This is a genomic window from Haemophilus sp. CCUG 60358 (genome assembly GCF_001679485.1).
GTDB lineage: Bacteria > Pseudomonadota > Gammaproteobacteria > Enterobacterales > Pasteurellaceae > Haemophilus_D.
Window position 1 is genome coordinate 94,499 of the sequence record NZ_LZOZ01000015.1, and the last position, 14,645, is coordinate 109,143.

The window sequence follows — 14,645 nt, forward strand, 5'->3', positions numbered from 1 at the left end:
GTAGGCTCTTTATCTGAATAATTGCATTTATAAACTTAATTTTATCAAATAATTTCTTCGTATTATCTTCTGCCAAATCTCCCCTACCCCTCTTTGCTAAAGAGGGGATTGAAATGAGATAAAATTAGATCTTAGCGTTTATGATTTAGCTAACTAAAATAAAAGTGAGAAAATTGTTGCTCATTAACTAAAGATTCCCCCCTCTTTAGCAAAGAGGGGTAGGGGAGATTTGGCAGTATTTATTAACGAAGAAATTAAAGAACATAACAAACTTTAACAAAAATTTACTTGGAGAGATTATTTATGCCAAAACTACGTTCAGCGACCAGTACTCAAGGTCGTAATATGGCGGGTGCACGTGCCTTATGGCGTGCAACAGGGATGAAAGAAAATGACTTTGGTAAACCGATTATTGCGGTGGTGAACTCATTCACCCAATTTGTACCAGGGCATGTTCATTTAAAAGACATGGGTCAACTAGTCGCGGCTGAAATTGAAAAAGCTGGCGGCGTGGCAAAAGAATTCAATACCATTGCGGTGGATGACGGTATTGCTATGGGTCACGGTGGGATGCTTTATTCCTTACCAAGCCGTGATTTAATCGCAGATAGCGTGGAATATATGGTTAATGCTCACTGTGCTGATGCGATGGTGTGTATTTCCAACTGTGACAAAATCACCCCTGGAATGTTAATGGCAGCAATGCGCTTAAATATTCCAACTATCTTCGTTTCAGGCGGCCCAATGGAAGCGGGTAAAACCAAATTATCTGATCAGCTTATTCGCTTAGACTTAGTCGATGCGATGATTGAAGCGGCAGATCCGAATGTAAGCGATGAGCGTATTGATGCGATTGAGCGAAGTGCTTGCCCTACTTGCGGTTCTTGCTCAGGAATGTTTACCGCTAACTCCATGAACTGCTTAACCGAAGCATTAGGTTTATCTTTACCAGGCAATGGCTCGATGTTGGCAACCCATGCTGACCGTAAAGAATTATTCTTAAAAGCTGGTCGTCAAATTGTTGAGCTTTGCAAACGCTATTATGAACAAGATGATGAAAGCGTCTTACCTCGTTCAATTGGCACCTTTGAGGCTTTTGAAAATGCTATGAGCTTAGATATTGCGATGGGTGGTTCAAGTAACACTGTTTTACACTTATTAGCAGCTGCTCAAGAAGCTGGTGTAGATTTCAAAATGGCGGATATTGACCGCTTATCACGCGTTGTGCCTTGCTTAAGCAAAATTGCACCAAACACCAATAAATACCACATGGAAGATGTACACCGTGCAGGTGGCATTATGGGCTTATTGGGTGAATTAGATCGTGCTGGTTTAATCCATCGCGATACCAAAACCGTATTAGGTATGACTTTAGAAGAGCAATTAAACCAATACGATATCATCCGCAATAAAGACGAAGAATTACACAAATTCTTCCGTGCAGGTCCGGCAGGCATTCGCACCACGCAAGCCTTCTCACAAGATTGTCGCTGGGATAGCGTAGATGATGACCGTGTAGGCGGCTGTATTCGTAATAAAGAAAATGCGATTTCTCAAGAAGGCGGCTTAGCCGTATTATTCGGTAACATAGCTAAAGACGGTTGTATCGTAAAAACGGCGGGTGTGGATGAGTCTATTTGGAAATTTACCGGTCGAGCAATCGTATTTGAAAGCCAAGAAGATGCGGTAGCCGGTATTTTAGGTGGCAAAGTGAAAGAAGGCCATGTGGTAGTCATCCGCTACGAAGGTCCAAAAGGTGGCCCTGGCATGCAAGAAATGTTGTATCCAACCAGCTACTTAAAATCCATGGGCTTAGGTAAGAAATGTGCCTTATTAACAGATGGTCGCTTCTCTGGCGGTACATCTGGTTTATCTATCGGTCACGCTTCTCCTGAAGCAGCTTCTGGCGGTGCGATCGGCTTAGTACATGATGATGATATTATCGAAATCGATATTCCAAATCGCGCGATTAATCTCAAAATCAGCGATGAAGAATTAGCAAAACGCCGTACCGAGCAAGATACCAAAGGCTGGCAACCAGCTAACCGTGAACGTGAAGTGTCTTTTGCATTAAAAGTATTTGGTCACTTCGCTACTTCTGCGGATAAAGGTGCCGTTCGTGATAAAACACTTTTAAAATAGTGTCTGATTCTCCCTCTCTTTTATGAGAGGGAGAAATAAAACAAAGAAAAAATTACCCGCACTTCATCATAAACAACAAATACCATGAAAAACCTACTCACCAATCCTCAACCCTCTCAATCGGATTACATTAACGCGATTGTCAAACTTGGCTCCAGAGTATATGAAGCCGCTACCGTAACTCCACTACAAAAAATGGGCAAATTATCTGATCGCCTACATAATAATATTTGGATTAAGCGTGAAGACCGCCAGCCAGTAAATAGCTTTAAGCTGCGTGGTGCTTATGCGATGATATCTAGCCTTTCTGATGAACAAAAACAGGCTGGTGTTATTGCCGCTTCTGCAGGTAACCATGCACAGGGTGTTGCTTTATCAGCAAAACAGCTTGGCTTAAAAGCATTAATTGTTATGCCACAAAATACACCGAGTATCAAAGTGGATGCCGTTCGTGGTTTTGGTGGTGAAGTGTTGTTACATGGAGCTAATTTTGATGAAGCCAAAGCTAAAGCCATTGAGCTTTCAAAATCTAAACATATGACATTTATCCCGCCTTTTGATCATCCATTGGTTATTGCTGGTCAAGGTACATTGGCGATGGAAATGCTACAACAGGTGGCAGATTTAGATTATGTCTTTGTGCAAGTCGGAGGCGGTGGTCTTGCGGCTGGCGTAGCCATTTTGCTCAAGCAATTTATGCCGGAAATCAAAGTCATTGGTGTCGAGTCCAAAGATTCAGCTTGTTTAAATGCCGCCTTAGAAAAAGGAGAACCTACCGATTTATCACACGTTGGCTTATTTGCTGATGGTGTAGCGGTAAAACGTATTGGTGACGAAACATTCCGTTTATGTCAAAAATATTTAGACGGTATGGTGCTGGTAGATAGTGATGAAGTTTGTGCAGCAATGAAAGATTTATTCGAAAACGTGCGTGCTGTCGCAGAACCATCTGGCGCCTTAGGATTAGCCGGTTTGAAGAAATATGTGAAACAAAACAATTTGGAAGGCAAAAATATGGCGGCAATTCTATCTGGCGCCAACCTTAACTTCCATACACTGCGTTATGTTTCGGAACGTTGTGAAATTGGTGAAAACCGTGAAGCTTTATTGGCGGTAACGATGCCTGAACAACCGGGTAGTTTCTTGAAATTTGCCCATGTCATCGGCAACCGTGCAGTAACAGAATTCAGTTATCGTTATGCAGATAATCAAAAAGCCTGTATTTTCGTTGGTGTGCGCACGGCTAATGAAGCTGAAAAAGCAGAAATTATTGCTGATTTAACGAAAAATGGCTTTGATGTAGAAGATATGTCTGATGATGATATTGCGAAAACTCACGTGCGTTATTTAATGGGTGGACGAGTTTCTAATCATCATGAACGACTTTATAGCTTTGAATTTCCAGAGCAAAAAGGCGCGTTACTTAAATTCTTAGAAATTTTGGGTAAACGTTGGAATATTTCATTATTCCATTATCGTGCACATGGAGCCGATTACGGTAATATTCTTGCGGCTTTCCAATTAGGCGAAAAAGATAACGCAGAATTTGAACAAGCTTTAGCAGAACTCGGTTATGTTTATGAAGATGTAACTGAAAGTAAAGCGTATCGATATTTCTTACGATAGAAAAACAAAAAGAGCGGTCAAAATAACCGCTCTTTTTTATTATTAAAAACTTATCGTTTTGATTTAACAAGTCTTTCAGTAAGTTCGTAAGCACGAAGTTTTGCTAACTCTCTAGAAAGTTTAGCCACAAGTAAATCTTGATCAACATCAACTGCATGATTTACAATATTTTCTTCTGCTTTACGTTTTGCTTCACGAATACGATCTGCATCTAATTCGCTACCGCGAATTGCAACATCGGCAAGCACTGTTACTACTTTAGGTTGAACTTCTAAGAAGCCACCTGAAACATAGATAACTTCTTCATTGCCATCTTCAAGAGTGAATTTAACAATCCCTGGCTTAATCGCCGTCATCAAAGGGGTGTGGTTTGGTAAAATACCAAGTTCACCTTCCACACCTGTTGCTTGGATTTGTTTCACAGCACCTTCAAAGATTTTTCGCTCTGCGCTGACTATTATTAGGTTAAATGTCGCCATTTTTGTTCTCCTTCAAATGACTTGAAGTGATTACATATTTTTGGCTTTTTCTAGCGCTTCGTCGATTGTACCGACCATGTAGAACGCTTGTTCTGGAATATGGTCGTATTCGCCGTTTAAAATACCTTTAAAGCCGCGGATAGTTTCTTTTAAAGAAACGTATTTACCTGGAGTACCGTTAAATACCTCAGCAACGAAGAACGGTTGTGATAAGAAACGTTCAATTTTACGTGCACGTGCTACCACAAGTTTGTCATCTTCAGATAACTCGTCCATTCCAAGAATTGCGATAATATCTTTTAATTCTTTATAACGTTGTAAGATACCTTGTACACCACGCGCTACATCATAGTGCTCTTGACCAACAACGAGTGGGTCTAATTGACGTGAAGTTGAATCTAATGGGTCAACCGCAGGGTAAATACCTAAAGACGCAATTTGACGACTTAATACAACTGTTGAGTCTAAGTGCGCAAAGGTTGTTGCCGGAGATGGGTCAGTTAAGTCATCCGCAGGTACGTATACCGCTTGAACAGAGGTGATAGAACCTGTTTTGGTTGAAGTGATACGTTCTTGTAATACACCCATTTCTTCTGCTAATGTTGGTTGGTAACCTACCGCAGATGGCATACGACCTAATAACGCAGATACTTCAGTACCAGCAAGAGTATAACGATAGATATTATCCACAAAGAATAATACATCACGACCTTCGTCACGGAATTTTTCAGCCATGGTTAAACCGGTTAATGCAACACGTAAACGGTTACCTGGTGGCTCATTCATTTGTCCGTAAACTAATGATACTTTATCTAATACGTTAGAATCTTTCATTTCATGATAGAAGTCGTTACCTTCACGAGTACGTTCACCTACACCCGCAAATACGGAGTAACCTGAGTGCTCAATCGCGATATTACGGATTAATTCCATCATGTTAACGGTTTTACCTACACCCGCACCACCGAATAGACCTACTTTACCACCTTTTGCGAATGGACAAATTAAGTCGATAACTTTGATACCAGTTTCTAATAATTCCGTACTGTTAGATTGTTCTTCATAGCTTGGTGCTGGACGGTGAATAGACCAATTTTCTTCCGCGCCAATTTCACCTTGCTCATCGATTGGTTCACCTAATACGTTCATAATACGGCCTAATGTTTTAGTCCCTACTGGAACTTGAATTGGGTTATCCGTATTTTCTACTTTTAAGCCACGTTTTAAGCCGTCAGATGTACCTAATGCGATACAGCGAACTACACCGCCACCTAATTGTTGTTGAACTTCAAGGGTTAAACCTGATTCAACTTTTAATGCATCGTAAACTTTTGGTACTGCATCTTGTGGGAATTCAACGTCAATCACCGCACCGATGATTTGTACAATTTTTCCTGCTGACATTACCGTTCCTCTTTCATTAAATCGCTGCCGCGCCGGCGACGATTTCGTTTAATTCATTTGTAATACTTGCTTGACGGGCTTTATTGTAAACTAATCGCAAGTCATTGATTAAATTACCTGCATTATCAGTTGCCGCTTTCATTGCTACCATTCTAGCAGCTTGCTCGGAAGCAAGGTTATCTACCACAGATTGATACACTTGTGATTCCAAATAACGAGTAAGCAAACTGTCTAATAAGACTTTTGGCTCTGGCTCGTAAAGGTAATCCCAGGTGCTTTGTCTTTGCTCTAAATTATCGGTTTCTAATGCCGGTAATGGTATTAATTGCTGATAAACAGGTTTTTGTGCCATTGTATTAACGAATTTATTGTAGGCAATATAAACTGCATCTACTTCTTCGTCTTTATAGCTACCAAACATACCGTTTGCAACACCAATTAAATCTTCCATTGTCGGATTATCACCCAAACCGGAAAGTTGTGCACGAACAGGTAATCCTAATGAACGGAAGAAACTAATGCCTTTTGAGCCAATTAAACCCAATTCAACATTAACCCCTTTATCTTTCCATTGTTTGATTTCTGTCATGACGGTTTTAAACAAGTTAATGTTCAAACCACCACACATTCCGCGGTCAGTCGAGACCACTAAGATCCCGACTTTTTTCACTTCGCGTTGAATTAAAAATGGGTGTTTATAACCAACACTTGCTTTAGAGACGTGGCTGATAACATTTCGTATTGTTTCAGAATACGGACGAGAAGCCGACATACGATCCTGCGTTTTACGCATTTTCGAGGTCGCCACCATTTCCATTGCCTTTGTAATTTTTTGTGTACTTTGTACACTGGCAATTTTGGTTTTTATCTCTTTTGCACCTGCCATCTTATTTCTCCGTTACTTTTACCACGCGCTGTTGGCTTTAAAGTTATCCAAAATCGATTTCAATGATGCTTTAACTTCATCATTGTAATTACCGGTTTTGGTCAATTCAGCCATAAACTCGCTGTGGTTACGGCGAGCGTAATCTAAAAGTGCGGCTTCAAAACTTGCAATTTTTTGCAATTCCACATCTTCTAAATAGCCAAACTCAACCGCGAAAAGCAACACAGATTGCTCTGCTACGCTAAGCGGTACATATTGTTTTTGTTTCAATAATTCAGTGACTTTTTCACCGTGAGAAAGTTGTTTGCGGGTAGCATCGTCAAGGTCAGATGCAAACTGAGCAAACGCCGCTAATTCACGATATTGAGCTAATGCAGTACGGATACCACCAGCTAATTTTTTCACTACTTTAGTTTGTGCAGAACCACCCACACGAGATACCGAAATACCAGGGTTTACCGCTGGACGAATACCAGAGTTAAATAAGTTAGATTCTAAGAAAATCTGACCATCGGTAATCGAAATTACGTTGGTTGGAACGAATGCTGAAACGTCACCAGCTTGAGTTTCAATAATTGGAAGAGCGGTTAAAGAACCAGTTTTTCCTTTTACTGCACCTTGAGTGAATTTTTCTACGTATTCTTCATTTACACGTGCTGCACGTTCAAGTAAACGTGAGTGTAGATAGAATACGTCACCTGGATAGGCTTCACGACCTGGTGGACGACGTAATAATAATGAAATTTGACGATAAGCAACGGCTTGTTTTGATAAGTCATCGTAAACGATTAACGCATCTTCACCGCGATCACGGAAATATTCACCCATTGCACAACCAGCATAAGGCGCTAAATATTGTAATGCTGCTGATTCAGATGCAGATGCCGCAACAACAATAGTGTTTTCAAGCGCACCGTGCTCTTCTAATTTACGCACTACGTTTGCAATAGTCGACGCTTTTTGACCGATCGCTACATAGATACATTTAATACCTGAATCACGTTGGTTAATGATTGCGTCGATTGCTAATGCTGTTTTACCCGTTTGACGGTCACCAATGATTAACTCACGTTGACCACGACCGATTGGAACCATGGAGTCAACCGCTTTATAACCGGTTTGTACAGGCTGATCAACCGATTTACGATCGATAACACCTGGTGCAATGACTTCAACAGGAGAGAAACCATCGTTTTCAATTTCACCTTTACCATCGATTGGTTGACCAAGTGTATTTACCACACGACCTAATAAACCACGACCAACTGGTACTTCAAGAATACGGCCAGTACATTGTACTTCCATACCTTCCGCTAAATCTGCGTAAGGACCCATTACTACCGCACCAACAGAATCACGTTCAAGGTTAAGTGCCATTGCGTAACGGTTGCCTGGTAAGGCGATCATTTCGCCTTGCATCACATCGCTTAAGCCATGAATACGAATAATCCCGTCACTTACAGAAACAATTGTCCCTGTATTACGGGCTTCGCTCACCACGTCGAATTGAGCGATGCGTTTTTTAATCAATTCACTAATTTCAGTTGAATTTAGTTGCATCTTGTATTCCTCTTATAATTGCAACTCGTTTGCGAGACGAGCAAGTTGCCCACGGCTACTTCCGTCAATCACAAAGTCTTCAGTACGAATAACCACACCGGCAATCAGTGAGCTATCTACGTTGCAATTTAATTTTACTTTGCGAGCTAATCTCTTTTCCATTGCAGCTGCAATTTTTTCGATTTGTGTTGCATTCAATGGTTGTGCGGAAGTTACTTCAACTTCTGCAATAGCTTGGTGTTCTTCTACATAATGTTTAAATTCTTCAAACACGGTAGAAATCGCACTCAAACGCTTATTTTCAGCCATTAACCGAATAAGATTTTGCCCATATTGATCCAATTGTTCGCCACAAATAGAAATTACTGTATTAGCTAATTTCTGTGCAGAAAGAGAACTACTTAAGTAAGCTTTTACCGCTTCATCTTCAGCTACGGCAGCAGCGAAACCTAACATTTCAGTCCATTTTTCGACCGCACTTTGTTCAATGGCAAAGTCGAATGCAGCTTTTGCATAAGGGCGAGCTATTGTAGTTAATTCTGACATAAGCTAAGCCTCTTATAACTCTGCAACTAATTTATCAATAATGTCATTGTTTGCCGCTTCGTCAATAGAACGACCCACAATTTTCTCAGCACCAGCCACTGCTAATGAAGCCACTTTAACACGTAATTCTTCTTGAACACGTTTACGTTCTGCTTCTACTTCAGCATAACCTTGAGCAATAATTTTTGCTTTCAGTTCTTCGGCTTCTGCCTTCACTTCGTCTAACACTTCATTGCGACGTTTATTCGCAGCATCTAAAATCTCTTGAGCTTGTACTTTTGCAGATAAAAGTTCTTGTTCCACAAGATTTTTAGTATCTGCTTGCTCTTTTTTCGCTGCTTCAGCTGACGCTAACGCGTTCGCAATTTGGCTCTGACGTTCCTCAATTGCTTTAATAATTGGTGGCCATACATATTTAACACAAAACCATACAAAGATGATAAATGCTATAGTTTGGCCAATTAATGTTGCATTAATATTCACAACATACCCCCTTCTTTAATAGGCTGTTTGTTGTTTATTAACCTAATAATGAGGCAAATGGGTTTGCAAATGCAAAGTACAAGCCGATACCAACTGCAATCATAGCAATCGCATCCAATAGACCTGCAACGATAAACATTTTTGTAAGTAGTGAGTTAGCTAATTCAGGTTGGCGAGCTGCAGATTCTAGGTATTTACCACCTAAAAGACCGAAGCCAATTGCAGTACCTAAAGCAGCAAAAGCAAGCATAATCGCAGATGCAATAATTGTTGCACTAATTACAGTTTCCATAAGATTTCTCCAAGTTGAGTTAAGGCTTTCGCCCGGTTTGTTAATAAAAAAGTTAATTAATGTTCGGCTTTGTTATAAGCGATACTGAGATAAACAACAGTTAACATCATGAAAACAAAGGCTTGCAACGTTATAACCAAAATATGGAATATAGCCCAAACTAAATGCAATGGCACTCCCATAGCAGCAACGAAAGCATTAGCTGAATACATCACTGCGATAAGAATGAAAATCAACTCACCAGCATACATATTACCGAACAAACGTAAAGCAAGAGAGACTGGTTTTGAAATTAAAGTAACAGACTCTAATAGTAAGTTTACGGGAATAAAAGCCCAATGATTAAAAGGATGTAACGTATATTCTTTAACCAATCCTGTAATACCTTTAGATTTCACGGTATAAAACAGAATTAGAATAAATACAGAAATAGACATTGCGAAGGTCATGTTCATATCTGTAGTAGGCACGGCACGTACAGGAATATGATGATCTCCGCTAATTAAAGCAAAAAGTTGAGGGATGTAATCAACAGGTACAAGGTCAATTGCATTCATGATAAACACCCAAACGAAGATAGTTAATGCTAATGGCGCAATAACCCCTCGTTTTCCATGATAGTTTTCACGAACGACACCATCTATCCATTCTACAGCCATTTCAACTGCACACTGCAATTTTCCTGGAACACCGGTTGTCGTTTTTTTAGCTACTTTATAAAAAATACCAATAAAAACTAAACCGCAAACGATAGAAAAGAAAAATGTATCTAAATTAAAGGTCCAAAATCCTTCCCCTGTGGTTAGGTAAGTCAAATGGTGCTGGATATACTCAATCGAGGTTTGTCCTGACATAATAAATACCCTGTATAAAAAATAATAAAATGGATGCTGTTTTATCTAAACAAAAAAGGAAGCAAATTATTCAATAATAATGCCACCATAAAACCGCTAAAAAACAGTAAAAAATTAGTAATTTCAAACCATTTAAAAAAGGTTATAACCAACAAAATAGTGAATAGAAACTTAACTACTTCAGCAAGATAAAATGCCTTTAATTTTGTTGAAAAATCTTGTTTGCGAAAAAAAACAATATAAGCAAAAGCACAAAATGGTACAAAAGCACTGATAAATCCTAAACTGAAATCTACCGCACTTTCACCTTGCCAAATTGCAAGGAATACCCCAAAAACAACAAGACAAACCGACTCAATGATTATCGCCTTTTGATATCGATTTTTAGCCTGTGTTAAAACCTTAGACATTATCTTATTTTTTTAAAATACAAAAACCATCTAATTATACCCGTGCTACAAAGAGTTTCAACTTTTAAACCACTAAAAAATGTTAAACAAATCACACTTTTAAAAAAATATTCACAAAATCATCACAAAAAAAGTGTGTTTTATCGTAAAACGATTAAATGTCGTTCACCTACAAGCTCAGGGACATGTAAAGTTATCACGTCTTTTACTTCGAATTTTTTGTCTAATTCTTGAACTTCATCTTCGTGATAAATGCCTTTCAAAGCATAAAAATATCCATCTTTCTTTGGCAAATGATGACACCAATCTGTCATATCTTTTAACGAAGCAAATGCACGACTTAATACACCGTCAAATTTTTGTTCAGGTTGGTATTCCTCAACGCGGCTAAGAACGGGTTCTACATTTGTTAGTCCTAACTCACGTACTGCATTTCGAATAAAGCTAATACGCTTACCTAAACTATCTAACAAGACAAATTGCTTGGTAGGGTTAATAATGGCTAAAGGCAGGCCTGGCAAACCTGGACCGGTTCCTACATCAATAAAACGATCCCCTTGTAAATAAGGACTAACAACAATACTATCCAAGATATGTTTCACTAACATTTCCTGTGGATCACGCACAGAGGTTAAGTTATAGGCTTTATTCCATTTATTGAGTAATTGCACTAACTGGATAAGTTGATCTTTTTGTCGATCTGTTAATTGAATTTCTGCTTGAGTCAGTAAATTTTCGAGTTTTGTTTTCATTTTTCTATCTATCTTGTCTGTTTGTCGTCATTCTACTTGAAAGTGTGGTTAAAATCCTTAGTGTTTTTATTTAAGCAAATAATTTAGCCTACTCATTACATATTTTTTAATTTGTAATATAAAAAAGTGCGATGAAAATTCACCGCACTTTTACTTTCAATACCTGAGAAGTTTACTCCCCACGTTTTAGCATGCCTTGTTTTTTCAAATTCACCAGAATAATTGAAATTGCCGCAGGAGTAATGCCTGAAATTCGGCTCGCTTGACCAATTGAAACTGGACGATGCTGTTCCAACTTCGCACGTACTTCATTAGATAAACCGGAAACTTTGCTGTAATCAAAGTTAGCCGGGATAGCTGTATTTTCGTGGCGTTTTTGTTTTTCAATTTCTTCTTGCTGATGCTCAATATAGCCTTGATACTTAATGGCAATTTCCACTTGTTCTACGGCCTCTCTGTCTTCCATTGCCGGTTGATATGGCGTTAAAGAAGTCAAAATATCGTAAGTTATTTCCGGACGGCGTAATAAATCTTCACCGTTGGCTTCACGCACAAGTGGGCTACCAAGTACTTTATTCGCTTCTTCTAAATATTCAGAACGCGGATGCAACCAAATGCTGCGTAAGCGTTGGCGTTCCTGTTCGATATTTTCCATTTTTTGATTGAAGCGAGCCCAGCGAGCCTCATCAATCAAACCTAATTCATGGGCAATTGGCGTTAAACGAATGTCTGCATTGTCTTCACGTAATAACAAACGGTATTCTGCACGAGAAGTGAATACGCGATACGGTTCTTTGGTACCAAGCGTACAAAGGTCATCCACCAATACGCCAGTATAGGATTGATCGCGACGTGGATACCATGCCTCTTTCTCTTGCACGTAAAGACCTGCGTTAATCCCAGCCAATAAGCCTTGTGCTGCAGCTTCTTCGTAACCGGTTGTACCGTTAATTTGACCCGCAAAGAATAAACCCGAAATCGATTTAGTTTCTAATGTTGGTTTTAAGTCACGTGGATCAAAATAATCATATTCAATGGCATAACCTGGTTTAATGATGCGAGCTTTTTCTAAACCTTTCATAGAATTCACAATGCCCATTTGTACGTCAAAAGGCAAACTAGTAGAGATCCCGTTCGGATACACTTCATTACTGGTTAAGCCTTCTGGTTCCAAATAAATTTGATGTGAATTACGATCCGCAAAACGCATCACTTTATCTTCAATAGATGGACAATAACGCGGACCGATTCCTTCAATCACACCAGTATACATTGGACTACGATCTAAGTTATTACGGATCACTTCATGAGTTTGTTCATTAGTGTGTGTTATATAACAAGGAATTTGTTGAGGGTGATCATCCACTGATCCCATAAAAGAGAATACCGGTAATACGGCATCACCATGTTGTTTAGCCAATATATCGAAATTGATCGTGCGTGCATCAATACGTGGTGGTGTACCGGTTTTTAAACGATCTACACGTAAATTCAGATCACGTAAACGATGAGAAAGTGTAACAGATGCTGGATCACCTGCGCGACCGCCTTCATAATGTTCTAAACCAATATGGATCTTACCCGCTAAGAAAGTACCGGCAGTTAAAATCACCGATTTAGCACGGAATTTAAGTCCCATTTTGGTTTCCACACCACAAACACGATCTTGCTCAATTAAAATATCCGTTACTTCTTGTTGGAAAATATCTAAATTTGGTTGATTTTCTAGTGCGATGCGTACGGCTTGACGATATAACACGCGGTCAGCTTGAGCTCGGGTTGCACGTACAGCAGGCCCTTTACTGCTGTTTAAAGTACGAAATTGAATACCGGCTTTATCCGCTGCGTGAGCCATAAGACCACCCATTGCATCAATTTCTCTTACTAAATGGCCTTTACCAATGCCGCCAATGGCTGGGTTACATGACATTTGTCCAAGGGTATCGACATTATGTGTCAATAATAGGGTTTTTAATCCCATACGTGCTGGTGCTAATGCCGCTTCTGTACCAGCATGACCGCCTCCAATGACGATCACATCATAATTTTCGGTGTAAAACATATCTCTCTCTTCGTCTTCAATTTGATCTTCGATCTAAAAATAGGCGCTATTCTACTGAAAATTACGTGTGCTTGAAAGCAAGAATTCAATCTGTGATAAGAGAAGATCGAGAGGTAATAAAGATAAGATCTATTTATATATAAAGATCTTATTATTGTTACTATTAAGATCCTTTTACCTTGTTAATAAGATCCTTTTCCTTTTTTAAATGAAGAAGTTAGATCATTTTAGACTGTGTTGAAATGTCGTCAGTTTGGAGGCTTTTTCTTGTGGATAACCTTTAATTTTATCCACAGTTAAAACAATCATCATATTTACTCAGTGGAAAAGAACAAGTTTTTGACAGGTTTTTTTAAAGTTATCCACAGGTGATTTTTTTAGATAATAGATAAAGAAAAAGCGATAACTCAAATTATCGCTTTATTATGACTAAAGTGCATGAATAAATTGTGGTAGCCAATCTTCCGCAAATTGTTCTTGATCATCAACATGCAAGACATCGATTTTTAAACTCTCGCAAATTTTGACCGCACTTTTTTCACTTAATTGTGTTTCGACTTTATTCACGGCATGACAGAATGTATCGTAATCTGAATTGCCTAAGCCTACAACGGCAAAGCGGAGGGAAGAGAAATCTTTATCTGATGCCGCAATTTGTTCAAAGAGTGGTTTCAAATTATCAGGCAATTCACCTGCGCCATGTGTTGAAGTGACAATCAACCAAATATTTTCATCAATCACATCATCAAGTTCTGGTCCGTGGAAAAGTGCGGTAGAAAAATCTTGTTTTTTTAACACCTCTTCTAAATGCTCCGCCACATATTCAGCGCTACCTAGTGTGCTGCCTGAAATCACGCAAATATTCATATTGTTTCCTAATAAGAAAAAAGGCTTAGATTTTCTAAGCCTTTATAGTCATTATACGTTGTCGAATTTACCCAACAATGAACGAATGTGTTCTTGCCAGTTGCGGTGTTCATTTCTAAGTTGCTCATTTTCATGCTGCAATGCTTCTACCGCTTGTTGAGATTGATTTTTTTGTTCTTTTAATTCTTCCACTTCAAGTTGAAGTAATTGAATAGTTTCTACTGCTTGTCTAATTTTTTCTTCAAGCTGATCTAAAATTTCTAAAGACATAGTGATTTCCTT

Annotated in this window: 15 protein-coding genes; 2 read left to right on the forward strand and 13 right to left on the reverse strand. The window is 39.1% G+C overall.

The window, feature by feature from the left end; translation table 11 throughout:
- Window positions 1–303 precede the first annotated feature (303 nt).
- Together ilvD and ilvA are read left to right on the forward strand one after the other, a co-directional pair.
- Entirely contained in the window at window positions 304–2,142 is a 1,839-nt protein-coding gene (gene ilvD, locus A9500_RS07575) for a dihydroxy-acid dehydratase (protein WP_065244474.1), read from the forward strand.
- Window positions 2,143–2,226: 84 nt separating this feature from the next.
- Window positions 2,227–3,768: a threonine ammonia-lyase, biosynthetic gene (gene ilvA, locus A9500_RS07580; RefSeq protein ID WP_065244475.1), complete on the forward strand. Its 1,542-nt coding sequence runs from the start codon at window positions 2,227–2,229 to the stop codon at window positions 3,766–3,768.
- A gap of 50 nt (window positions 3,769–3,818) precedes the next feature.
- Here the strand turns inward: ilvA and A9500_RS07585 are convergent, their stop codons facing one another.
- The 13 genes from A9500_RS07585 to A9500_RS07645 all read right to left on the reverse strand — a co-directional run bounded on the left by A9500_RS07585 (window position 3,819) and on the right by A9500_RS07645 (window position 14,633).
- Window positions 3,819–4,247, reverse strand: a complete 429-nt coding sequence (locus A9500_RS07585; protein ID WP_065244476.1) for a F0F1 ATP synthase subunit epsilon — start codon at window positions 4,245–4,247, stop codon at window positions 3,819–3,821.
- Between the two features lie 30 nt (window positions 4,248–4,277).
- Window positions 4,278–5,651, reverse strand: a complete 1,374-nt coding sequence (atpD, locus tag A9500_RS07590) for a F0F1 ATP synthase subunit beta (RefSeq protein WP_065244477.1) — start codon at window positions 5,649–5,651, stop codon at window positions 4,278–4,280.
- A 16-nt stretch (window positions 5,652–5,667) separates the two neighbouring features.
- Window positions 5,668–6,537 (reverse strand): F0F1 ATP synthase subunit gamma, encoded by an 870-nt coding sequence (atpG, locus tag A9500_RS07595; protein ID WP_005694946.1) that lies wholly within the window; start codon window positions 6,535–6,537, stop codon window positions 5,668–5,670.
- Between the two features lie 18 nt (window positions 6,538–6,555).
- Entirely contained in the window at window positions 6,556–8,097 is a 1,542-nt protein-coding gene (gene atpA, locus A9500_RS07600; RefSeq protein ID WP_049365101.1) for a F0F1 ATP synthase subunit alpha, read from the reverse strand.
- Between the two features lie 12 nt (window positions 8,098–8,109).
- On the reverse strand, window positions 8,110–8,643 hold the full coding sequence (atpH, locus tag A9500_RS07605; RefSeq protein ID WP_049370027.1) for a F0F1 ATP synthase subunit delta: 534 nt from the start codon (window positions 8,641–8,643) through the stop codon (window positions 8,110–8,112).
- A 12-nt stretch (window positions 8,644–8,655) separates the two neighbouring features.
- Window positions 8,656–9,126: a F0F1 ATP synthase subunit B gene (gene atpF / locus A9500_RS07610; RefSeq protein ID WP_005699345.1), complete on the reverse strand. Its 471-nt coding sequence runs from the start codon at window positions 9,124–9,126 to the stop codon at window positions 8,656–8,658.
- Window positions 9,127–9,163: 37 nt separating this feature from the next.
- Window positions 9,164–9,418, reverse strand: a complete 255-nt coding sequence (atpE, locus tag A9500_RS07615) for a F0F1 ATP synthase subunit C (protein ID WP_005699353.1) — start codon at window positions 9,416–9,418, stop codon at window positions 9,164–9,166.
- Between the two features lie 56 nt (window positions 9,419–9,474).
- Complete coding sequence (gene atpB / locus A9500_RS07620; protein WP_005699269.1) at window positions 9,475–10,272, reverse strand: F0F1 ATP synthase subunit A; 798 nt, start codon at window positions 10,270–10,272, stop codon at window positions 9,475–9,477.
- Window positions 10,273–10,313: 41 nt separating this feature from the next.
- Window positions 10,314–10,682 (reverse strand): ATP synthase subunit I, encoded by a 369-nt coding sequence (locus tag A9500_RS07625; RefSeq protein ID WP_005699282.1) that lies wholly within the window; start codon window positions 10,680–10,682, stop codon window positions 10,314–10,316.
- A 140-nt stretch (window positions 10,683–10,822) separates the two neighbouring features.
- Window positions 10,823–11,434 (reverse strand): 16S rRNA (guanine(527)-N(7))-methyltransferase RsmG, encoded by a 612-nt coding sequence (gene rsmG, locus A9500_RS07630; RefSeq protein WP_065244478.1) that lies wholly within the window; start codon window positions 11,432–11,434, stop codon window positions 10,823–10,825.
- A 172-nt stretch (window positions 11,435–11,606) separates the two neighbouring features.
- Window positions 11,607–13,496: a tRNA uridine-5-carboxymethylaminomethyl(34) synthesis enzyme MnmG gene (mnmG, locus tag A9500_RS07635; RefSeq protein ID WP_065244479.1), complete on the reverse strand. Its 1,890-nt coding sequence runs from the start codon at window positions 13,494–13,496 to the stop codon at window positions 11,607–11,609.
- Window positions 13,497–13,925: 429 nt separating this feature from the next.
- Entirely contained in the window at window positions 13,926–14,363 is a 438-nt protein-coding gene (gene mioC, locus A9500_RS07640; protein ID WP_065244480.1) for an FMN-binding protein MioC, read from the reverse strand.
- Between the two features lie 51 nt (window positions 14,364–14,414).
- Complete coding sequence (locus tag A9500_RS07645; protein WP_014064476.1) at window positions 14,415–14,633, reverse strand: cell division protein ZapB; 219 nt, start codon at window positions 14,631–14,633, stop codon at window positions 14,415–14,417.
- Window positions 14,634–14,645: the final 12 nt, after the last annotated feature.